Source organism: Pseudomonas laurentiana, assembly GCF_014648275.1.
GTDB lineage: Bacteria > Pseudomonadota > Gammaproteobacteria > Pseudomonadales > Pseudomonadaceae > Aquipseudomonas > Aquipseudomonas laurentiana.
The window spans coordinates 291,604-312,214 of record NZ_BMQU01000001.1 but is presented as its reverse complement, the minus strand read 5'-3'; the positions used below and the strand labels follow the sequence as shown (position 1 = coordinate 312,214).

Genomic DNA, 20,611 nt, shown 5'->3' with positions numbered 1-20,611 from the left:
ATAACCCTTTATTCCAATCCGCTATACCGAGGGCATAAGCCAAACTATTCGCCGAGCGCCGCCCGCTGCCTATACTCGATTTTTTGTCAGGTATAACTTTCCATGACCGAACTCGAACGCCAGCTCGCCCGCTTCAACCGCCTTGAACTGCTGAGTGCGCCCACGCCACTGGAAAAACTCGAGCGGCTTTCCGCCTGGGCAGGCCGCGCCATCTACGTCAAACGCGACGACCTGACGCCCCTGGCATTCGGTGGCAACAAACTGCGCAAGCTTGAATACCTGGCCGCCGATGCCTTGGCCAAAGGTGCCGACACCCTGATCACCGCAGGCGCGATTCAGTCCAACCACGTGCGCCAGACCGCTGCCCTGGCCGCACGCTTGGGGATGGGCTGTGTCGCCTTGCTGGAAAACCCCATCGGTACCGATTCAGCCAGTTATCTGGGCAATGGCAACCGCCTGTTGCTGGACCTGTTCGGGGCCAAGGTCGAATTGGTCGACAACCTCGATAACGCCGATGAGCAGTTGCAGTCCCTGGCGGTGCGCCTGCATGCCAGTGGCCGCAAGCCCTATCGGGTGCCCATCGGCGGCTCCAATGCCCTCGGCGCCCTTGGCTATGTGCGCGCAGCCCTGGAACTGGCCACGCAGATCAAACACAGCGGTGAAACCTTTGCCGGGGTGGTGCTGGCCTCTGGCAGTGCAGGCACCCACAGCGGCCTGGCCCTGGGTTTGGCTTCGGTGCTGCCGCACTTGCCGGTCATCGGCGTCACCGTGTCACGTACCGACGAAGCCCAGCGGCCCAAAGTACAAGGGCTCGCCGAGCGCACTGCGGAGCTGCTCGGGGTGCGCCTGCCGGAGCGCTTCAAGGTCACCCTCTGGGATGAATACTTCGCCCCGCGCTATGGCGAACCCAACCCAGGCACGCTCGCGGCGATACGCGAACTGGCCAGCCACGAGGGCCTGCTGCTCGACCCGGTCTACACCGGCAAGGCCATGGCAGGCCTGCTCGACGGTATTACCCGCCAGCGTTTCGACGCCGGCCCGCTGATTTTTCTACACACCGGTGGGGCACCGGCGTTATTCGCCTACCCTGAAGTCTGGAACGCATGAACGGGCGCCAGCGAAATAGACTCAAAAGAAATAACCATGTGAATTGTTATTATTTATGGATCTATTAGCGCCGCCCTATAGTCACCGACACACCCATAACAACAGAGGGGCTAGCCATGAAGATTTCCGTTCTGACGAAACAGGTTCTCGGTGCCAGTCTGGGCCTGCTACTCGGTGCCAGCCTGCTGGGCCAGGCCATCGCCGGGGAGCAACTGCAACAGATCAAGGACAGCGGCACACTCAAGGTTGGCCTGGAAGGCACCTATCCACCGTTCAGCTTCGTCGACAGCGACGGCAAGCTCGCAGGTTTTGAAGTGGACTTCTCTGAAGCCCTGGCCAAAGAGCTTGGGGTAACAGCCAAGCTGCAACCGACCAAATGGGACGGCATCCTCGCGGCCCTTGAGTCCAAGCGCCTGGACGTGGTGATCAACCAGGTGACCATTTCCGAGGAGCGCAAGAAGAAGTACGACTTCTCCACGCCCTACACCATCTCCGGCATTCAGGCCCTGACCCTGAAAAAGAACGAAGGCAGTATCAAGACCGCCGCCGATCTGGCCGGCAAGAAAGTCGGTGTAGGCCTGGGTACCAACTACGAGCAATGGCTCAAGGACAACGTGCCGAAAGCCATCATCAAGACCTACGACGATGATCCGACCAAGTACCAGGATCTGCGAGTCGGCCGTATCGACGCCATTCTGGTAGACCGTCTGGCCGCATTCGAGCTGGTCGCCAAGGCCAAGGACACCGCCGTCACCGGTGAAGCCTTCTCCCGCCAGGAATCCGGTATTGCACTGCGCAAAGGTGAGCCTGAGCTGCTTGAGGCGATCAACAAGGCCATCGACACGCTTCGGGCCAATGGCACCCTGACCAAGCTGTCGCAGAAATGGTTCAACGCTGACGTCACAAAATGATTGCCGACAGCCTCCAGCTGGCGCTGGATTCGGCGCCCTTTCTGCTCAAGGGTGCGTATTTCACTGTAGGCCTGAGCCTGGGCGGCATGTTCTTCGGGCTGCTGCTGGGATTCGGCCTGGCGCTGATGCGGCTGTCATCACTAAACGTGCTCAGCTGGACCGCCCGCGTCTATGTGTCGTTCTTTCGCGGCACACCGCTGCTGGTCCAGTTGTTCGTGATCTATTACGGCCTGCCGCAGCTGGGGCTGGAACTCGACCCACTGCCGGCGGCACTGATTGGTTTGTCGCTGAACATGGCCGCCTATGCCTGCGAAATTCTGCGGGCGGCGATCAGTTCCATCGACCGCGGCCAATGGGAAGCAGCGGCCAGCATCGGCATGACACGCAGCCAAGCCATGCGCCGGGCGATCCTGCCACAGGCCGCGCGCACGGCGTTACCGCCGCTGGGCAATAGCTTCATTTCCTTGGTCAAGGACACGGCACTGGCCGCGACCATCCAGGTGCCAGAGCTGTTCCGTCAGGCGCAGCTGATTACCGCACGTACCTTCGAAGTGTTCACCCTGTACTTGGCGGCAGCACTGATCTACTGGGTGCTGTCCAGCCTCTTAGCCCACCTGCAGCACCGTCTGGAAGCGCGGGTCAACCGGCACGACCTGGAGTCCTGAGCGCATGATTGTCGTGGAGAACCTGACCAAGCAGTTCAACGGCCAGACCGTACTGGCCGGTATCAACCTCACTGTCAACGCCGGCGAGGTGATCGCCATCATCGGCCCCAGCGGCTCGGGCAAGACCACCTTCCTGCGCTGCCTGAACCTGTTGGAAACACCCAGCAGTGGCCACATCCGCGTCGGCGATATCGAAATTGACGGCAACCGCCCGCTGAAACAGCAACAGGGCTTGATCCGCCGACTGCGCCAGCAGGTCGGTTTCGTGTTCCAGAACTTCAACCTGTTTCCCCACCGCACGGCACTGGAAAACGTTATCGAAGGCCCCATCGTGGTCAAGAAAACCCCACGCGATGCAGCCGTCATCCTGGGCCGTGCCTTGTTGCAAAAAGTCGGTCTGGGCGACAAGGAAAATGCGTATCCGAGGCGCTTGTCCGGCGGCCAGCAGCAGCGGGTTGCCATTGCCCGGGCACTGGCCATGGAGCCTGAAGTGATTCTGTTCGACGAGCCGACCTCAGCCCTCGACCCGGAACTGGTGGGCGAAGTGCTGGCCACCATCCGCAGCCTGGCGGAAGAAAAACGCACCATGATCATCGTCACCCACGAAATGGGCTTTGCCCGCGACGTTGCCAATCGGGTGATTTTCTTCGACAAGGGGATCATCGTCGAACAGGGTGAAGCCAAGGCACTCTTCGCCAATCCCAGGGAAGAGCGCACCCGGCAGTTCCTCGGCAAATTCCTCGGTCAGCACGCTTCGCCACCCTGAGCCACAACGACGATTTTTGTACCCCGCCAACACCTTGGATTCCCCCTCGAAGTAGGACATCTCCGAAGATCCTGCACCCAGCCCAAGGCGGCGCCCACATGCCTTGACTCGCTTCCCGTACTCGCCAATAACCCTGAGCAACGTCGTCCTCGACCACTCATTTATTTCGTACGGGAACATCACCATGCACTGTGCAGCCAAAGGAACTGAACTGCCCCCTCCTGCCCTCCCCGACGTCGCCCATGAGGGCATTGGCCTGATCGCCGCCAGCAACCTGCGCGTCTGCATTCCCAGCAACGAGGCCATGCAAACAGGTGACCTGCTGGAGTTGTTCTGGGGTAACTGCTTCGTTGCCGCACACCAGCTGTCGGCGAACGAACGTGATCAACCCATCGCTTTCCAGGTACCCCGCGAGTTGCTGCACCAAGGCATGAACCGCTTGCACTACCGCCTGCTCAAACCCGGTTGCCGACCACTGAAATCACCGTCATTGCAGGTGCCCATCAAACTGGCCTGCCCCGGTGGAGACACCACGCGCGAGGCCACCGAAAACCCTGCGCTCGCCCCCTTGAGCCTGGCCCCTGCGATTGTTCGCCACGGCCTGGACCTGCAGCGCCTGGGAACAACGCTGCCCTTTCGGATTGCCCCTTACCTGAACATGGCCGAAGGCGATGAGATCACCCTTCGCTGGGGTGATTTGCGCCTCGATCTGCCCGCACTCGGTGCCAACGCTGTCGGCCTTACCGTACATGGTGATATCCCCAGGGCACTCATTATCGAGGCCGGAGCGGACGACTATCTGGACATCAGCTACTGCATCCTCGACCGCGTCGGCAACAGCTCGCAATGGGCTGCCCCCCTTCAAGTGAGGGTCTACAACGGCAAGCCCTGAACCCACTTCTATGCATATTCCTAAAGGTTAGTTTATTTAATTTTTACAAGCCATTAGGGTATATGGACCGGACCACCGGACCCACGTCTGTTCCGTCGCCGCACCTGCGGCGACATTCCCATCAGTGAGGTAGGTATGGTCAGGAACACAATCACCCCAGTGCGTAACGCCAGGGCATTGAGTGCAGCCAAGGAGCGGTACTGAAATGTCCAGTCTGGCAATCACCACAGTCCACAGCGACCTGGACAGCGCCCCATTACTCTTGCCGGCCAAGGTTCTGCGCAATGACGCCGAGGCCTTGCAGGCAGCCCACGAACTGGCCGCAGTCGCCCGCACCCAGGCGGCCAAGCGCGATCAGCAACGCAAACTGCCCTGGAGTGAAATCGAGCACTTCACCCACAGCGGCCTGGGCAGCATCACGGTCCCTCGGGCCTACGGTGGCCCGCAGGTGTCTTTCCAGACACTGGCCGAGGTCTTTCGCATTATCAGCGCTGCCGACCCCGCCCTCGGGCAGATTCCACAAAATCAGGTCGGCATCCTGCAATTGCTTCAGGGTGCGGCAACCGAGCCTCAGAAAGCCCTGCTGTTCACTAGCGTGCTCAATGGCTGGCGCATCGGCAATGCCGGCCCGGAGCGCGGCACCAAGAACACCCTGGAACTCAAGGCACGGATCACCCGCCAAGGCGACGGTTACGTTATCAGCGGGCAAAAGTTCTACTCCACTGGCGCCCTGTTTGCCCATTGGGTCGCGGTCAAGGCGCTGAATGACGAAGGCCGCCAGGTCATGGCGTTTGTACGCCGAGGCAGCCCGGGCCTGCGCATCGTCGATGACTGGTCTGGTTTCGGCCAGCGCACCACCGCCAGCGGCACCGTCCTGCTGGACAAGGTACCGGTCGACGCGGAGCTGGTTGTCGATAACTGGCGGATCGGTGAAAGCCCGAACATTCAGGGCGCGGTCTCGCAATTGATTCAGGCCGCCATTGATGCCGGTATCGCCGAAGCGGCGCTGGCCGACACCATTGCCTTTGTGCGCGAACGTGCTCGCCCATGGATCGACGCCAAGGTTGAGCGGGCCAGCGACGATCCGTATGTCATCGCCGACATTGGTCGCCTTCAGCTTGAGCTGCATGCCGCCCAGGCGCTGCTGAGCAAGGCCGCCCGCGTATTGGACACGGTCAATGCCGCACCGATTGATGCCGACGCGGCTGCACGGGCGTCCATCGCCGTGGCCGAGGCCAAGGTACTGACCACGGAAATTTCCCTTCAGGCCAGTGAGAAACTCTTCGAGCTTTCCGGCAGCCGGGCCAGCCTGGCCGAGTTCAACCTCGACCGGCATTGGCGCAATGCCCGCGTGCATACCCTGCACGACCCGGTGCGCTGGAAATACCACGCCGTCGGCGCCTATCACCTCAACGGTACCCTGCCTGTCCGGCATTCCTGGATCTGACCAGACCACTGGAGCCTCTATGAGCCTTTTGTCACCACCGCACGCCAGCGTTGCGGTTATCCACACTGATGCCCAGGCTTTGCAGATCGCCGAGGATATCGCCCAGCAATTACGTCAGGACAGCATCCTGCGTGACCGTGAGCGGCAGTTGCCGCACGCCGAACTGGCATTGTTCTCACGCTCTGGCCTGTGGGGCATTACCGTCCCGAAAACCTACGGTGGCGCCGGGGTCTCGAACGTCACCCTGGCCAAGGTAATCAGCCGCATTGCCCAAGCCGACTCGTCGCTCGGCCAGATCCCGCAGAACCACTTCTATGCGCTGGAAGTACTGCGCGTCAACGGCACCCCGGAGCAACAGCAACGCCTGTATGCCGAGGTGCTCGCAGGCCAGCGCTTTGGTAATGCCCTCGCTGAGCTGGGGACCAAGACCGCCCATGACCGCACCACCGCACTGAGCCGTGACGGCGAACACTGGCGCATCAATGGTCGCAAGTTCTACGCCACCGGTGCCTTGTATGCCCAACGTATTCCGACCTCGGTGCTCGACGAGCACGGTGAACAACACCTTGCCTTCGTGCCGGCCAACAGCCCGGGCCTGAACGTCATCGACGACTGGAGTGGCTTTGGCCAGCGCACCACCGGCAGTGGTTCGGTGGTGTTCGACAACGTGCAGATTGCGGCCGACGACATCGTACCGTTTCAAAGCGCCTTCGAGCGCCCGACACCCGTCGGGCCACTGGCACAGATTCTCCATGCGGCCATCGACACCGGCATCGCCCGAGCCGCTTATGAAGATGCCCTGCAGTTCGTGCGCACACGCACACGGCCCTGGATCGACTCCGGTATCGAGAAAGCCACCGACGATCCGCTGAGCCTGAAGGCCTTCGGACACCTGGCAATTCGTCTGCACGCCGCCGAAGCACTGCTCGAACGCGCCGGCGAATACCTCGACCGGGCCCAGGCCGAGACCAATGCCGACACCGTTGCCGCCGCCTCCATTGCGGTTGCCGAAGCACGGGCAATCAGTACCGAAATCTCGCTGGCCGCCGGCAGCACCTTGTTTGAGCTGGCGGGCAGCCAGGCCACGCTGGCCGAGCACGGTCTAGACCGGCACTGGCGCAATGCCCGCACCCATACCCTGCACGATCCGGTGCGCTGGAAGTACCACGCTATCGGTAACTACTACCTCAACGATGAAAACCCACCACTGCGGGGGACCATCTGATGGCGAAGAAAAAAATCCTGCTCAATGCCTTCAACATGAACTGCATCGGGCACATCAATCATGGGCTGTGGACACACCCGCGGGACACGTCCACCCAGTTCAACTCACTGGCGTACTGGACCGATCTGGCCAAACTCCTTGAGCGCGGCCTGTTCGACGGGCTGTTCATCGCGGACATCGTCGGCGTCTATGACGTGTACCAGCAATCGCTGGACGTCACGCTCAAGGAGGCCATCCAGTTGCCGGTCAATGACCCGCTGCTGCTGGTCTCGGCCATGGCGGCGGTGACCCGTAACCTGGGTTTCGGCCTGACCGCCAACCTGACCTACGAGCCGCCCTACCTGTTTGCGCGACGGCTTTCGACGCTCGACCACCTCAGCGGTGGCCGGGTTGGCTGGAATATTGTCACCGGCTACCTCGACAGCGCCGCCAAGGCCATGGGCCTGGACGCCCAACCGGAGCATGACCGCCGTTACGACCAGGCCGATGAGTACCTGCAAGTGCTCTACAAGCTCTGGGAAGGCAGTTGGGAAGACGATGCGGTGGTCAACGATCCACAGCAGCGGGTCTACGCCCGGCCAGACAAAGTGCACAAGGTTCAGCACCACGGCGAGTTCTATCGCGTCGAGGGTTATCACCTCTGCGAGCCCTCACCGCAACGGACCCCGGTGCTGTTCCAGGCTGGCAGTTCCGAGCGTGGCCTGAGCTTTGCCGGGCAGCATGCCGAATGTGTGTTCATCAGTGGCCAGAACAAAGCGGCGACCCGTGCCCAGGTTGACAAGGTCCGGGCTGCAGCGGTGGCCGCCGGGCGTGACCCGCAGTCAATCAAGGTATTCATGGGCTTGACCGTCATCGTTGCCGAAAGCGAGCAAAAGGCGCGGGCCAAGGAGGCTGAGTACCTGCGCTACGCCAGCGCCGAAGCCGGGGTGGCGCACTTTGCCAGCTCAACCGGAATCGACTTTGCCCAGTACGCGCTGGACGAGCCGATCCAGTACGTGAAAAGCAACGCCATCCAGTCGGCGACGAAAAACCTGCAGAACAACGACTGGACGCGTCGCAAGCTGCTTGAACAGCACGCCCTCGGCGGGCGCTACATCACTCTGGTCGGCTCACCCAGCCAGGTTGCCGATGAGCTGGAAGCCTGGATCGACGAAACCGGCCTGGACGGTTTCAACCTGGCGCGCACGGTCACCCCGGAAAGCTATGTCGACTTCATCGACCTGGTCATACCGGAACTGCAACGCCGTGGCTCGTACAAGACCGCCTACGAAGACGGCAGCCTGCGAGAAAAACTGTTTGGCGGCAGCGCCCGTTTGCCCAACCAGCATACCGGGGCCAGCTACCGCACCCCTTCTGAACCAAACGCCCAACCGACTGGAGAGCTGCAGCATGCTTAAGACCTTTCTGGCCCGCCCTGTTGCGAGCATCGCCCTGACCCTTGGCCTGTTTGGTGCTGCGCACGCGAACGACGCCACACTGAAAATCGGCACCACTGCAGCCTTCGCTCCGCCTCTTGAAGCGGCAGTCAGCGAAGCCCAAAAGCAGGGGCTGAAGGTGGAGTTGATCGAGTTCAGCGACTGGATTGCACCGAATGTCAGCCTCGCCAACGGTGACATCGATGTGAACTACTACCAACACATCCCGTTCCTGGAGAATGCCAAGAGCGCCGCCGGTTTCGACCTGGTGCCTTATGCACCCGGAATCATCAACAACGTCGGGCTGTACTCGAAACGCTACAAAAGCCTCGCCGAACTGCCCGAAGGCGCCAGCGTCGCCATTGCCAACGACCCGATCAACAGCGGACGCGGCCTGCAGTTGCTGGCCAAGGCCGGCTTGATCACCCTCAAGCCCGGTGTTGGCTACAAGGCGACCGAAGACGACATCGTCGCCAACCCAAAGAAGCTGAAGATCCTTCAGGTCGAAGCCGTACAACTGGTGCGGGCCTACGATGATGCCGACCTGGTACAGGGGTATCCGCACTACATTCGCCTGGCAAAAACCTTCGATGCCAACTCCGCGTTGCTGTTCGACGGCCTGGATCACAAGGAATACGTGATTCAATTCGTGATCAAGCCGCAAAGCAAAGATGACCCACGCCTGGCCAGGTTCATTGATATCTACCAACACTCGCCGGTCGTCCATAGCGCACTGGACAAGGCCTACGGCAAGCTCTATCAGCCTGGCTGGGAGCGTTGACATGAGTGCCGCCAACGCCCGTCTGGCGCTGGACGCGCAACCGTTCACGCCGCCTCAAAACGCTCAGCAAAGGGCCCTGCACCCGGAACTGAGCACAGCCCATATCCGGTTCATCGGCCTGAACAAGACCTACCCGGGGCAAGCGGCCCCGGCACTGTCAGGGATCGACCTGAACATCCAGCGCGGCGAAATCTTCGGCATCATCGGCCGTAGCGGCGCGGGCAAGTCGTCGCTGATTCGCACCATCAACCGCCTGGAACAACCCAGCAGTGGGCGGGTACTGATCGATCAGGTGGACATCGGTGAGTTCGACGAAGACCGCCTGGTGAACCTGCGCCGGCGCATCGGCATGATCTTCCAGCACTTCAACCTGATGTCGGCCAAGACGGTCTGGCAGAACGTCGAGCTGCCGCTGAAGGTAGCCGGTGTGCCCAAGGATCAACGCCAGCGCAAGGTCGCTGCGTTGCTGGAGCTGGTCGGTTTGCAGGAGAAACATCACGTCTATCCGGCGCAGTTGTCCGGTGGGCAAAAACAACGCGTCGGCATTGCCCGGGCGCTGGTCCATGACCCTGAAATCCTGCTCTGCGACGAAGCAACCTCGGCACTGGACCCGGAGACCACCGAATCGATCCTTGGCCTGCTGCGGGATATCAACCAGCGCCTGGGCCTGACCGTGGTGCTGATTACCCATGAAATGGCCGTGATTCGCGAAATCTGCCATCGCGTGGTGGTGCTGGAAAGGGGCCATATCGTCGAACAGGGCGCGGTCTGGCAAGTATTTGGCGAGCCACAGCACGATGTCAGCAAGACCTTGCTGGCACCGCTGCAACCCACCCTCCCTGCGCACCTTCAGGCCCGTCTGCACGCACAGGCACCCCGTCCGGAGGCAGCGCTGGTACTGCGATTGAGGGTCAGTGGCCGGGACACACATGCACCGCAGTTGTCGACGTTGTTCAGTGCCCTGGGAGGCCAGGTCAGCCTATTGCAGGGGGGCATCGAGTCGATTCAGGGAAGAGCACTGGGCCAGTTGGTCATTGCGGTGGAGCAATCACCGCATAGCCACGACAACGTGATCGAACGCGCCCGGGAGTGGGCCGCACAGGTGGAGGTACTCGGTTATGTGGTTTGATCGTCTGCTGCAAGGTGTACTCGATACCTTGCTGATGGTGGGGGTGTCTTCGCTGATCGCCCTGCTCGCGGGCATCCCGCTGGCGGTCATACTGGTCACCAGCGACAAGGGCGGCATATTCGAGGCGCCAACGGTCAACCGGGTGCTCGGTGCCTTCGTCAACCTGTTCCGCTCGATACCGTTCCTGATTCTGATGGTGGCGTTGATCCCCTTCACCCGCCTGATTGTGGGTACTACCTACGGTGTTTGGGCAGCGGTGGTACCGCTGACCATTGCGGCGACACCGTTCTTCGCACGTATCGCAGAGGTGAGCCTGCGCGAGGTCGATCATGGCTTGATCGAGGCGGCGCAGGCGATGGGCTGCCGACGCTGGCATATCGTCTGGCATGTATTGCTGCCTGAAGCCCTGCCAGGCATCGTCGGTGGTTTTACCATCACCCTGGTCACCATGATCAACTCCTCGGCGATGGCCGGTGCCATCGGCGCAGGCGGCTTGGGTGACATTGCCTACCGTTACGGCTACCAACGTTTCGACAGCCAGATCATGCTGACGGTCATCGTCATGCTGGTGGTGTTAGTGGCGTTGATCCAGTTGGGCGGCGACCGCCTGGCCAAGGGCTTGAACAAGCGCTGACCCCCTATGGGAGCGGGCAGGCGCCGCGTACCAGCTGACCTGCCACACCCGCTGCACATCGGCACGGTCAAGTGTGCTTTGGCTCCTCGATCTTGAACCAGGCCACGTACAGCGCTGGCAGGAACAGCAACGTCAGCAAGGTTGCGATGATGATCCCACCGATCATCGCGTAGGCCATCGGCCCCCAGAACACCTCTCGCGCAATCGGGATCATGCCCAGGCTCGCCGCAGCGGCCGTCAGCAGGATTGGCCGACGTCGGTGATCGGTCGCCTGCATGACGGCGTCCCACGGCCCATAGCCCTGAGTTTCATACTCATCAATTTGCGTCACCAAGATCACCGAGTTACGGATGATGATCCCGATCAGCGCCAAGATCCCCAGAATCGCGACGAAGCCCATCGGCGTACCGGTCGGCACCAACGCCAACACCACGCCAATCAGCCCCAGCGGCGCAACGCTGACCACCAGGAACAGCTTCTGCACACTGTGCAACTGGATCATCAGGAAGGTCGCCATCAGGAACAGCATCAGCGGTACGACCTTGGCAATGGGTGCCTGGGCCTTGGCACTGGACTCCACCGTACCCCCCGTAGCCACCTGGTAACCCACTGGCAGCTTGTCGGCGAACGCATCGATCTGCGGCTTTAGCTGCTTGACCAGGTCCGTGGGTTGAATCTCGCTGCTGACCGCAGCCTTCACGGTAATGGTCGGTTTGCGGTCACGCCGCCAGACCAGCGGCTGCTCCAGCTCATAACGCACGGTAGCGAACGCCAGCAACGGGATCGAGGTGCCATTGGGCCGGAGAATTTGCAGGTTCTGCAGCGTCTGTGGCGAAGCGCGCTCACTGTCGTCGGCACGGGCGACCAAATCAATCAGGTAGATGTTGTCACGAACCTGCGTCACTGCCGCACCACTGACAATGCCATTCATGATAGTGGCCACATCTTCCGAAGACAGTCCCAACTGCCGGGCCTTGTCCTGGGCGATATCAATACGCATGACCTTGCCCGGTTCGTTCCAGTCGTAAATGATCTCGCCAATGTTCGGGTTGCTATCGAGCAATGTCGCCAGCCCGATGGCATGTCGCCGCACCTGGTCGATGTCCGAACCGCTGACCCGGTACTGGATCGGCCATCCCACTGGCGGCCCCATCTCCAGTGACTGCAGGTACGTGCTGATACCGACGAAGTCGGTTTTCAGCCGCTCCCGCAAGCGGGCCATCAACGCCCCGCGTTCCTCGAAACCCTTACTGACAATGACAAACTGGGCAAAGTAGGGGTTGGCCAACTGCTGGTCCAGCGGCAGGTAAAAACGGATCGCGCCCTGACCAATGTAACTGCTCCAGCGAACAATATCCGGGTCGCCCTTGAGCGTTGCTTCAAAGCGGTCGACCGCCTTGCGGGTTTCCTCGATCGAGGCATTTTGCGGCAGGTTGAAGTCGACAAGAAACTCTGGACGGTCCGAAGCTGGAAAGAACTGATTCTGCACGAAGCGCATGGCGAACAACGACAGCGCAAACATCAGCACCGTGGCGATGATCGTTAGCCAATGATGACGCATGCACCAGTGCAGACCGTGCTGGAACGCCTTGTCGAAACGCCCCGCTTCCTTGTCATGGGCTTTCACTTTGGCATTGAGGATATGCACGCCCAACACCGGGGCAAACAGCACGGCAACGACCCATGACACCAGCAGGGACGCGGCAATCACCGCAAACAAGGTATAGGTGTACTCACCTGCCGAGCTGGCATTAAGGCCTATGGGCACGAAACCGGCAACGGTCACCAGTGTGCCGGTCAACATGGGGAAGGCTGTCGAGGTATAGGCGAAGGTCGCCGCCTGTTCTTTGGTCTCGCCCATTTCCAGACGGGTGACCATGACCTCGACGGTGATCATGGCATCGTCCACCAACAGCCCCAATGCAATGATCAACGCACCGAGAGAGATCCGCTGCATGGTGATACCGCTGTACTCCATGAACACAAAGACCATGGCCAACACCAGCGGGATCGAGCAGGCCACCACCAAGCCGGCGCGCACGCCAAGGCTGATGAAGCTCACCACCAGCACAATCACCACCGCCTCGAACAGCGCGCTGGTAAAACCACCGACGGCCTCCTCGACCACCACCGCCTGGTCGGAAACGTTATGCACACCGACACCCACCGGCAGATCGGCGATCACTTGCTTCATCTTCTTGTGCAGGGCCTCACCGAACACCTGCATGTTGCCACCGGCTTTCATACCGATTGCCAGGCCAATCGCGGTTTGACCATTGAAGCGGAACATCGGTGTCGGCGGGTCGACATACCCACGACTGATATCAGCGATGTCGGCCAACCGGTAAAAACGGTCGTTAAGCCGCAGGCTGACCTGCTCCAGGTCTTTTTCGGAGGCGAACTGGCCGCTGGTGCGTACTGAAATGCGCTCCGGCCCGGCCTCGATGATGCCAGCAGGCGTTACCGCGTTCTGCGCTTGCAGGGCCTGTAACGCCTGACGCCGATCAATGCCCAGGGCAGCCAGCTTGCGGGTGGAGAAATTCAGGTAGAGCACTTCGTCCTGTGCGCCGAGCATCAAGACCTTGCCCAGGTTCTGCACCGAGCGAATCTCGGCCCGTACCTGCTCGACATAATCGCGCAACTGACGCATGGACAAGCCATCGGCGGTGAAGGCATAGATGGAGCCATACACGTCGCCAAACTCATCGTTGAATCCCGGGCCCTGGACGCCCTTGGGAAAATCACCCTTGATGTCCTGGATCTTCTTGCGCACCTGGTACCAGATTTCCGGAATGTCCTTGGCCTTGGTGGTGTCGAGCAGGTTGACGTACACCGTCGACTCTCCCGGCCGGGTATAGCTTTTCACGTAGTCGAGGGAGTCCAGCTCTTCGAGCTTCTTTTCGATCCGGTCGGTGATCTGATTGAGGGTCTCATCCTGGGTCGCACCCGGCCAACTGGTCTGGATGACCATGGTCTTGATGGTGAAAGACGGGTCTTCTTCCCGGCCCAGGTTCAGGTAAGAGAACACGCCCATCAACAGGGATACAAACATCAGGTACCAGACGAACGATTGGTGTTTGAGCGCCCATTCGGACAGGTTGAAACTCCCTTTCATGGGCCCACCTCATCAAGTTTGACCTTTTGCCCTGGCTTCAGGCTGTGTACACCAGCACTGACCACTCGCTCCCCAACCTGCACACCCGAGGCCAACGCGACCCACTCGTCGGTGCGCTCAAGCACCTTCACATCGCGGGGTGAGACCGTTTGCTGCTGCTCATCGACGACCCACACCCGGCTCTGGCCGTCCGAGTCCTGCACGGCGCTGGGCGGAAGCTCCACACGGGGTGTCACGGGTGAACTGAGGGAAACACTGATCGCCGTCCCAAGACGAAAACCGAGTGGCGACTCGGCCAGTGTCAAACGGGCACGGCGGGTCCGGGTCGCCGCATCGGCCTGAGGTTCGAGTTCACGCAGCGTGGCCGAGGTATGGGTGCTGGGGTCAAGCTGTGCCTCGACGTAGAAATGCACGCCCTTGGGTAACTGTTCGGCCAGTGTTATCGGCAGGTCGATGACCGCTTCCTTGACATCAGGACGGGCCAGCGTGGCGACTGGCTGGCCGGCGGTAACGGTCTGCCCGGCCTCGGCTTGCCAGGCCGTCACAACCCCGGCGTGGTCAGTGTGCAGCTCGGTGTAGCCGAGCTGGTCACGCGCCAGCCTGAACGCCGCACTGGCCTGATCCAGGGTAGCCTTGGTGGTCTTCAGGTTAGTCTGGGCAATATCCAGCTGGGCCTGCGCACCGACACCCCGGTCGTACAACTGCTGTTGACGTCGGGCATTGGCCTGGGCATTGATCAGTTGGGCCTGGATCTTGGCAAGGTCGCCCTCGGCGGCGCGCAGTTGGTTACGCTGATCGGTGGGATCAAGCGTCGCCAACAAGCCATCTTTGGCCACTTCAGTGCCGACATCCACATGGCGTTGAGCGATTCGTCCGCCCACCCGGAAACCCAGGTTGGTTTCATAGCGGGCCTGGATGCTCCCGGCGAAACGCCCTAGCTGCTGCTCGCCCTGCGAGGTTGCCCGCAGCGTCAATACAGGCCGAACCGGCTCCTCGCTGTGCTCTTCGGTACAGGCGACCAACAACAGGCAAGTGCCCAACAACATCGCGGCCGGCTTCATGGCGCCACCCCTTCGGCACTTGCCGGAGCCACTTCGACCTCTACGCCAGGGTGCAAGGTCTGGCCACCGGCCACGACCACCGACTCCCCGCCCTTCAGCCCTTCAGAAATCACCACCTTGCCGGTCAAGTAACGGCTAACCGTGACCGGCTGCAGGCTGACCTTGCCGTCCTTGTCCATCACCCAGACAGCAGGATCATGCAGCGCCTTGGTCAGGGCCGACCACGGTAGTTCGACACCGGCCTTACCCGCCGCACTTACCGTGGCACTGACCACAGAACCCAATTCCATACCCTTGGGCGTTGAGTCCAGCCCGACTTTGACCTGCACGGTACCGCTCTGTGCCGAGACAGTCGGGTTAACCTCACGCACACGCCCCAATGCTTGCACCTGCGGATCGTCGACCAGGCGAACGGTCACTTTACGGTCATTGCGCGGGTCAACCTTCAGCGCCTCATACACGTTGAACACTGCATCTCGTGGTCCATCAACAGCCAGGCTGAAAATCGGCATTGTCGCTTGAACCACCTGCCCGACTTCGGCCTGCCGCGCGGTGATGATGCCTGCGGCATCAGCCACCAGGGCGGTGTAGCTCAACTGCTCACGGGCGCTGGCCAATTGCGCCTCGGCGGCCTTGAGCGCACTGCGGCTACTGAGCAAGGCGGCTTCTGCGGTGTCGTACTCGCTCTGGCTGGTGTAGCCCTTGGGTAGCAGTTTCTGCTGTCGTCCAAATGCAGCGCTGGCCTGCGTGACACGCGCCTGCTCGGCGAACACCTGTGCAGCCGCAGAGTCGACATCGGTCTGCAGGTCCTTGGGATCAAGCCTGGCCAGCACCTGCTTGGCCGTTACCCGGTCACCGACGTCGACGCTGCGGGAAATGATCTTGCCGCCCACCCGGAACGACAGCTCAGTCTGCACACGCGCCTGAATATCGCCTGTCAGCGTCGCGGCAGAGGCGTATTCATTGGTCTGGGCAACCTGAACAGCAACGCGTGGTCGCTGCGACTCGATATTTTTTTTCTCGCCACAGGCAGCCAGTAGCAGCGCAAGCCCCAGGCAGATGATCAGGTTTGGACGCAACACCGGCATGCGAGCTCCTTGCGAGACAACGTCGAAGAGAGGATGCGAGTGTTAGCGTAGATCAGGGTTACGAGGGCCGCTCGCGCTGCCAGCGAAGGAATGCAGGAATCGACGCTACAGGGCGTAGGGCTGGCGGGAATATTGATTCAGATCACACAGACAAAAAAGGCCGCCCCGTTGGAGGCGGCCTTGTCGGCAGTACCGCTATTGCGCAGCGCATACGCCTCTTGGCGTATGCGCTGGCAAGCCGTTACACCGAGACAGCAGCAGGCGCTGGCGCGCGACGCACGTCCGGCTGTTTCCACGAGTCGGCAGCGCTTTCCTCGATGGCTTGCTGAATGGCACGACGGCGGCGCTCTTCGGCCTGACGGCTGAAGTACCAGACCAGGAAGGTCACCAACGACACTGAAAGCAGGATCAGGCTGGCCACAGCGTTGATTTCGGGCTTCACGCCCAGACGCACGGCCGAGAAGACCTCCATCGGCAAGGTGGTCGAGCCTGGACCGGAGACAAAGCTCGCCAACACCAGGTCGTCCAGCGACAGTGCGAAGGACATCATGCCGCCTGCCGCCAACGAAGGCGCAATCATCGGGATGGTGATCAGGAAGAACACCTTCCACGGACGTGCGCCCAGGTCCATGGCCGCCTCTTCGATGGACAGGTCCAGCTCGCGCAAGCGTGCCGATACCACCACCGCCACATAGGCAGAGCAAAAGGTGGTGTGCGCAATCCAGATGGTGAAAATGCCACGCTCCTGCGGCCAGCCGATCATCTGTGCCATCGCCACGAACAGCAGCAGCAACGACAGGCCGGTAATCACCTCAGGCATGACCAATGGCGCCGTGACCAGACCACCGAACAAGGTGCGACCCTTGAAGCGGGTCACCCGGGTCAGCACGAAAGCCGCCAGGGTACCGAGCACGACGGCGGCAATCGCGGTGTAGCAGGCGATTTCCAGCGAGCGCGCCACCGAGCCCATCAATTGGCTGTTGTCGAGCAGGCCAACGTACCACTTCACCGACCAGCCACCCCAGACCGTCACCAGTTTGGAGGCGTTGAACGAGTAGATCACCAGGATCAACATCGGCAGGTAGATGAACAGCAAGCCCATCACCAGCATCAGCTTGGAGAAACTGAAACGCTTCATGCCCGACCCTCCATCTCTTTGGCCTGACTACGGTTGAAGAGCAGGATCGGTACGATCAGGATCGCCAGCATCACTACCGCCAGAGCAGAAGCCACTGGCCAGTCACGGTTGTTGAAGAACTCTTGCCACAGCACTTTACCGATCATCAGGGTTTCCGGGCCGCCGAGCAGCTCTGGAATGACGAACTCACCCACCACCGGAATGAACACCAGCATGCAGCCGGCGATGATGCCGTTCTTGGACAGCGGTACGGTGATTTTCCAGAAGCTGTTGAACGTACTGGAACCCAGGTCGGAAGCCGCTTCAAGCAGGCTCGGGTCGTGCTTCACCAGGTTGGCATACAACGGCAGGATCATGAACGGCAGGTACGAGTAGACCACGCCGATATAAACCGCCAGGTTGGTATTGAGGATCTGCAACGGTTGATCGATAAGGCCCATGCTCATCAGGAAGCCGTTGAGCAGGCCGTTGTTGCTGAGGATGCCCATCCAGGCATAGACCCGAATCAGGATCGCGGTCCAGGTCGGCATCATGATCAGCAGCAGCAGGACCGTCTGGGTCTCCTTACGCGCATTGGCAATGGCGTAGGCCATTGGAAAGCCGATCAACAAGCACAGCAGCGTGCTGATGAAGGCCATCTTCAACGAACCCAGGTACGCCGACAGGTACAGCTCGTCGTCGGTCAACATGGCGTAGTTGCCGAGGTTGAGCACCAGTTCGAGCTTCTGCTCGACGAAGGTGTAGATCTCGGTATACGGCGGAATCGCCACGTCTGCTTCGGCGAAGCTGATCTTCAGTACAATGAAGAACGGCAACATGAAGAACAGGAACAGCCACAGGAATGGCGCACCAATGACCAGGTGACGCCCCTCGGGAACCAGGCGCTGGAAAGCGCGCTTCAGTTTTCGAATTTTCATGAGCGCAGTACCACACCGGAATCATTTTCCCAGCACACATAGACCTGGTCGCCCCAGGTAGGCCGGGTTCCCTGGCGTTCGGCGTTGGCAACGAACGACTGCACCACCTTGCCGCTCGGCAACTCGACGTAGAACACCGAGTGGCCGCCCAGGTAAGCGATATCGTGAACCTTGCCGCGCGACCAGTTGTGCTCGTCCGTCGGTTGCTCGGTGGTCACCAGCAGCTTCTCTGGGCGCAGGGCATAGGTAATGTGCTTGTCTTCCACCGAGGTGGTGATGCCGTGGCCAACGTAGATGCCGCGCTCAAGCTCGGGGCTGGAGATCAGGGCATAGCTCTCGGCATCGTCCACCACTTCGCCTTCGAACAGGTTGACGTTACCGATGAACTCACACACCAGGCGGCTGGTCGGGGTCTCATAGACGTCGATCGGGCTTCCGATCTGAGCGATCCAGCCCAGGTGCATGATCGCAATACGCTCGGCCATGGTCATGGCCTCTTCCTGGTCGTGGGTCACCATCACGCAAGTCACGCCAACGCGCTCGATGATCTGCACCAGTTCCAGTTGCATCTGCGAACGCAACTTCTTGTCCAGTGCGCCCATTGGCTCGTCGAGCAACAGCAGTTTTGGTCGCTTGGCCAAGGAACGGGCCAATGCCACACGCTGACGCTGGCCACCGGAAAGCTGGTGCGGCTTGCGCTTGGCATACTGGGTCATGTGCACCAGCTTGAGCATCTCGGCCACGCGGGCGTCGATCTCGGCAGCCGGCATGCGGTCCTGCTTCAGGCCGAACGCGATGTTCTGCGCCACGGTCATGTGCGGGAACAACGCATAAGACTGGAACATCATGTTGATCGGCCGTTCATAAGGCGGCATATCGGTGATGTCGACACCATCGAGGAAGATGCGGCCTTCGGTCGGACGCTCGAAACCGGCCAACATCCGTAGCAATGTGGATTTACCCGAGCCGGAGCCACCCAGCAAAGCGAAGATCTCGCCCTTGCGGATTTCCAGGGACACATCGTCCACGGCGACCGTTTCGTCGAATTTTTTTGTAACCCGGTCGATCTTCACCAGCACCTGTTTAGGTTGCTGGCCACCATCGAGGGCTTTTTTATAGGCACCGGAGGCAACAGCCATGTGTGAAACTCCCAACAAGAATTTTTGCAGCCCGCCCCTGCCGTGACGGGCCCTGGATACTCATTTGCCCGACTTGACCTTGGTCCAGCTACGGGTCATCAAACGTTGCACCTTGGGTGGCAACTCAGCATTGACGTACAACTTGTCCAGCACCTCTTGCGGTGGATAAACCGCTGCGTCGGTCCTAACGCTCTGGTCCATCAGATCGCCAGCCTTTGGATTCGGGTTGGCATAACCGACGTAATCGCTGACCTGGGCTATCACCTCAGGCTTGAGCAAATAGTTGATGAAAGCGTGGGCCTCTTTGAGATTTTTGGCGTCCTTGGGAATCGCCAGCATGTCAAACCAGAGGTTGCCGCCCTCCTTGGGAATTGCATACGCGACATTCACGCCCTTGCCCGCCTCTTCAGCGCGGGTCTTGGCCTGGAACACATCGCCGGAGAAACCTGCAGCCACGCAGATGTCACCGTTAGCCAGGTCCGAGATGTACTTGGACGAGTGGAAATAGGTCACGTAAGGACGTACCGCCAGCAGCTTGGCCTCGGCCTTTTTATAGTCGGCCGGGTTGGTACTGTTGGGGTCCAGGCCCATGTAATTGAGCACCGCCGGGAGCATCTCGTCCGGTGAGTCGAGGAACGCGACACCGCAGGCGGAAAGCTTCTTGATGTTCTCCGGCTCAAACAGCATGGCCCAGGAGTCGATCTTGTCGGTTCCCAGCACAGCCTTGACCTTGTCGACGTTGTAACCGATGCCGTTGGTGCCCCACAGATAAGGCACGGCATACTGGTTGCCCGGGTCGTTCTTATCCAGACGCTTGAGCAGCGCCGGGTCGAGGTTCTGCCAGTTCGGCAGCAGTGACTTGTCGAGCTTCTGGAACGCGCCCGCCTTGATCTGCTTGCCGAGAAAATGGTTGGACGGCACGACCACGTCGTAGCCAGTACGACCGGCCAGTAGCTTGCCTTCCAGGGTTTCATTGGAATCAAACACGTCGTACAACGGCTTGATGCCGGTTTCTTTCTCGAAGTCCGTCAGCGTGGTCTGACCGATGTAGTCCGACCAGTTGTAGATGTGCACCGTGGGCGCCGCTTGGACGCTGATCGCCAGCGTCAGACCCGCTCCAGCCATCAAGGCCTTGCGAAATACAGAAATAGACAAGTGGAAGGTCCTCTCAATAGTGCCCG

General features: G+C 60.6%; 18 protein-coding genes. 11 read left to right on the top strand and 7 right to left on the bottom strand.

Features of this window, described 5'->3' with window-relative positions:
* Positions 1-102 precede the first annotated feature (102 nt).
* The 11 genes from IE038_RS01505 (at position 103) to IE038_RS01455 (ending at position 10,972) form a co-directional block, all read left to right on the top strand.
* Positions 103-1,107, top strand: a complete 1,005-nt coding sequence (locus tag IE038_RS01505; protein ID WP_163938831.1) for a D-cysteine desulfhydrase — start codon at positions 103-105, stop codon at positions 1,105-1,107.
* 116 nt (positions 1,108-1,223) lie between these two features.
* The gene (gene tcyJ / locus IE038_RS01500) at positions 1,224-2,018 is read left to right on the top strand and encodes a cystine ABC transporter substrate-binding protein (protein ID WP_189394998.1); all 795 of its coding nucleotides are present in this window, start codon (positions 1,224-1,226) and stop codon (positions 2,016-2,018) included.
* Entirely contained in the window at positions 2,015-2,683 is a 669-nt protein-coding gene (gene tcyL, locus IE038_RS01495) for a cystine ABC transporter permease (RefSeq protein WP_163938829.1), read from the top strand. The genes tcyJ and tcyL overlap by 4 nt, the downstream gene beginning before the upstream one ends.
* Before the next feature lie 4 nt (positions 2,684-2,687).
* A complete protein-coding gene (tcyN, locus tag IE038_RS01490; RefSeq protein ID WP_189394997.1) occupies positions 2,688-3,449 on the top strand; it encodes an L-cystine ABC transporter ATP-binding protein TcyN in 762 nt (253 codons plus the stop codon).
* A 184-nt stretch (positions 3,450-3,633) separates the two neighbouring features.
* The gene (locus IE038_RS01485) at positions 3,634-4,341 is read left to right on the top strand and encodes a hypothetical protein (RefSeq protein WP_163933562.1); all 708 of its coding nucleotides are present in this window, start codon (positions 3,634-3,636) and stop codon (positions 4,339-4,341) included.
* 205 nt (positions 4,342-4,546) lie between these two features.
* Complete coding sequence (locus tag IE038_RS01480) at positions 4,547-5,788, top strand: SfnB family sulfur acquisition oxidoreductase (RefSeq protein ID WP_163933565.1); 1,242 nt, start codon at positions 4,547-4,549, stop codon at positions 5,786-5,788.
* Between the two features lie 19 nt (positions 5,789-5,807).
* Entirely contained in the window at positions 5,808-7,013 is a 1,206-nt protein-coding gene (locus IE038_RS01475) for an SfnB family sulfur acquisition oxidoreductase (protein ID WP_163933568.1), read from the top strand.
* Entirely contained in the window at positions 7,013-8,410 is a 1,398-nt protein-coding gene (locus IE038_RS01470) for an LLM class flavin-dependent oxidoreductase (RefSeq protein ID WP_163933571.1), read from the top strand. Before IE038_RS01475 ends, IE038_RS01470 begins: the two co-directional genes overlap by 1 nt.
* Positions 8,403-9,209 (top strand): MetQ/NlpA family ABC transporter substrate-binding protein, encoded by an 807-nt coding sequence (locus tag IE038_RS01465; RefSeq protein ID WP_189394996.1) that lies wholly within the window; start codon positions 8,403-8,405, stop codon positions 9,207-9,209. The genes IE038_RS01470 and IE038_RS01465 overlap by 8 nt, the downstream gene beginning before the upstream one ends.
* A gap of 1 nt (position 9,210) precedes the next feature.
* Positions 9,211-10,338 (top strand): methionine ABC transporter ATP-binding protein, encoded by a 1,128-nt coding sequence (locus IE038_RS01460; protein ID WP_189394995.1) that lies wholly within the window; start codon positions 9,211-9,213, stop codon positions 10,336-10,338.
* Positions 10,328-10,972, top strand: a complete 645-nt coding sequence (locus tag IE038_RS01455) for a methionine ABC transporter permease (protein WP_163933574.1) — start codon at positions 10,328-10,330, stop codon at positions 10,970-10,972. Before IE038_RS01460 ends, IE038_RS01455 begins: the two co-directional genes overlap by 11 nt.
* Positions 10,973-11,039: 67 nt before the next feature.
* Here IE038_RS01455 and IE038_RS01450 read toward each other — a convergent pair whose 3' ends face one another.
* The 7 genes from IE038_RS01450 to IE038_RS01420 form a co-directional block, all read right to left on the bottom strand.
* Positions 11,040-14,087: an efflux RND transporter permease subunit gene (locus tag IE038_RS01450; RefSeq protein WP_189394994.1), complete on the bottom strand. Its 3,048-nt coding sequence runs from the start codon at positions 14,085-14,087 to the stop codon at positions 11,040-11,042.
* Entirely contained in the window at positions 14,084-15,148 is a 1,065-nt protein-coding gene (locus IE038_RS01445; RefSeq protein ID WP_163933577.1) for an efflux RND transporter periplasmic adaptor subunit, read from the bottom strand. The genes IE038_RS01450 and IE038_RS01445 overlap by 4 nt, the downstream gene beginning before the upstream one ends.
* Positions 15,145-16,236: an efflux RND transporter periplasmic adaptor subunit gene (locus IE038_RS01440; protein WP_163933581.1), complete on the bottom strand. Its 1,092-nt coding sequence runs from the start codon at positions 16,234-16,236 to the stop codon at positions 15,145-15,147. The genes IE038_RS01445 and IE038_RS01440 overlap by 4 nt, the downstream gene beginning before the upstream one ends.
* A 241-nt stretch (positions 16,237-16,477) precedes the next feature.
* Entirely contained in the window at positions 16,478-17,374 is an 897-nt protein-coding gene (locus IE038_RS01435) for an ABC transporter permease subunit (RefSeq protein WP_163933584.1), read from the bottom strand.
* Positions 17,371-18,291 carry an ABC transporter permease subunit gene (locus IE038_RS01430; protein ID WP_163933587.1) on the bottom strand — a complete coding sequence of 307 codons (921 nt, stop codon included), beginning with the start codon at positions 18,289-18,291 and terminating at the stop codon, positions 17,371-17,373. Before IE038_RS01430 ends, IE038_RS01435 begins: the two co-directional genes overlap by 4 nt.
* On the bottom strand, positions 18,288-19,430 hold the full coding sequence (gene potA, locus IE038_RS01425; RefSeq protein ID WP_189394993.1) for a polyamine ABC transporter ATP-binding protein: 1,143 nt from the start codon (positions 19,428-19,430) through the stop codon (positions 18,288-18,290). Before potA ends, IE038_RS01430 begins: the two co-directional genes overlap by 4 nt.
* 60 nt (positions 19,431-19,490) lie before the next feature.
* Positions 19,491-20,585 (bottom strand): polyamine ABC transporter substrate-binding protein, encoded by a 1,095-nt coding sequence (locus IE038_RS01420; RefSeq protein WP_163933590.1) that lies wholly within the window; start codon positions 20,583-20,585, stop codon positions 19,491-19,493.
* Positions 20,586-20,611: the final 26 nt, after the last annotated feature.

What these genes read in the sequence shown, in the direction of transcription:
- IE038_RS01460 (WP_189394995.1), top strand. Translation starts at nt 9,211, where the DNA reads ATGAGTGCCGCCAACGCCCGTCTGGCGCTGGACGCGCAACCGTTCACG.
- tcyJ (WP_189394998.1), top strand. Translation starts at nt 1,224, where the DNA reads ATGAAGATTTCCGTTCTGACGAAACAGGTTCTCGGTGCCAGTCTGGGC.
- IE038_RS01450 (WP_189394994.1), bottom strand. Translation starts at nt 14,087, where the DNA reads ATGAAAGGGAGTTTCAACCTGTCCGAATGGGCGCTCAAACACCAATCG.
- tcyL (WP_163938829.1), top strand. Translation starts at nt 2,015, where the DNA reads ATGATTGCCGACAGCCTCCAGCTGGCGCTGGATTCGGCGCCCTTTCTG.
- IE038_RS01465 (WP_189394996.1), top strand. Translation starts at nt 8,403, where the DNA reads ATGCTTAAGACCTTTCTGGCCCGCCCTGTTGCGAGCATCGCCCTGACC.
- IE038_RS01505 (WP_163938831.1), top strand. Translation starts at nt 103, where the DNA reads ATGACCGAACTCGAACGCCAGCTCGCCCGCTTCAACCGCCTTGAACTG.
- IE038_RS01430 (WP_163933587.1), bottom strand. Translation starts at nt 18,291, where the DNA reads ATGAAAATTCGAAAACTGAAGCGCGCTTTCCAGCGCCTGGTTCCCGAG.
- tcyN (WP_189394997.1), top strand. Translation starts at nt 2,688, where the DNA reads ATGATTGTCGTGGAGAACCTGACCAAGCAGTTCAACGGCCAGACCGTA.
- IE038_RS01440 (WP_163933581.1), bottom strand. Translation starts at nt 16,236, where the DNA reads ATGCCGGTGTTGCGTCCAAACCTGATCATCTGCCTGGGGCTTGCGCTG.
- IE038_RS01475 (WP_163933568.1), top strand. Translation starts at nt 5,808, where the DNA reads ATGAGCCTTTTGTCACCACCGCACGCCAGCGTTGCGGTTATCCACACT.
- IE038_RS01435 (WP_163933584.1), bottom strand. Translation starts at nt 17,374, where the DNA reads ATGAAGCGTTTCAGTTTCTCCAAGCTGATGCTGGTGATGGGCTTGCTG.
- IE038_RS01455 (WP_163933574.1), top strand. Translation starts at nt 10,328, where the DNA reads ATGTGGTTTGATCGTCTGCTGCAAGGTGTACTCGATACCTTGCTGATG.
- potA (WP_189394993.1), bottom strand. Translation starts at nt 19,430, where the DNA reads ATGGCTGTTGCCTCCGGTGCCTATAAAAAAGCCCTCGATGGTGGCCAG.
- IE038_RS01470 (WP_163933571.1), top strand. Translation starts at nt 7,013, where the DNA reads ATGGCGAAGAAAAAAATCCTGCTCAATGCCTTCAACATGAACTGCATC.
- IE038_RS01485 (WP_163933562.1), top strand. Translation starts at nt 3,634, where the DNA reads ATGCACTGTGCAGCCAAAGGAACTGAACTGCCCCCTCCTGCCCTCCCC.
- IE038_RS01480 (WP_163933565.1), top strand. Translation starts at nt 4,547, where the DNA reads ATGTCCAGTCTGGCAATCACCACAGTCCACAGCGACCTGGACAGCGCC.
- IE038_RS01445 (WP_163933577.1), bottom strand. Translation starts at nt 15,148, where the DNA reads ATGAAGCCGGCCGCGATGTTGTTGGGCACTTGCCTGTTGTTGGTCGCC.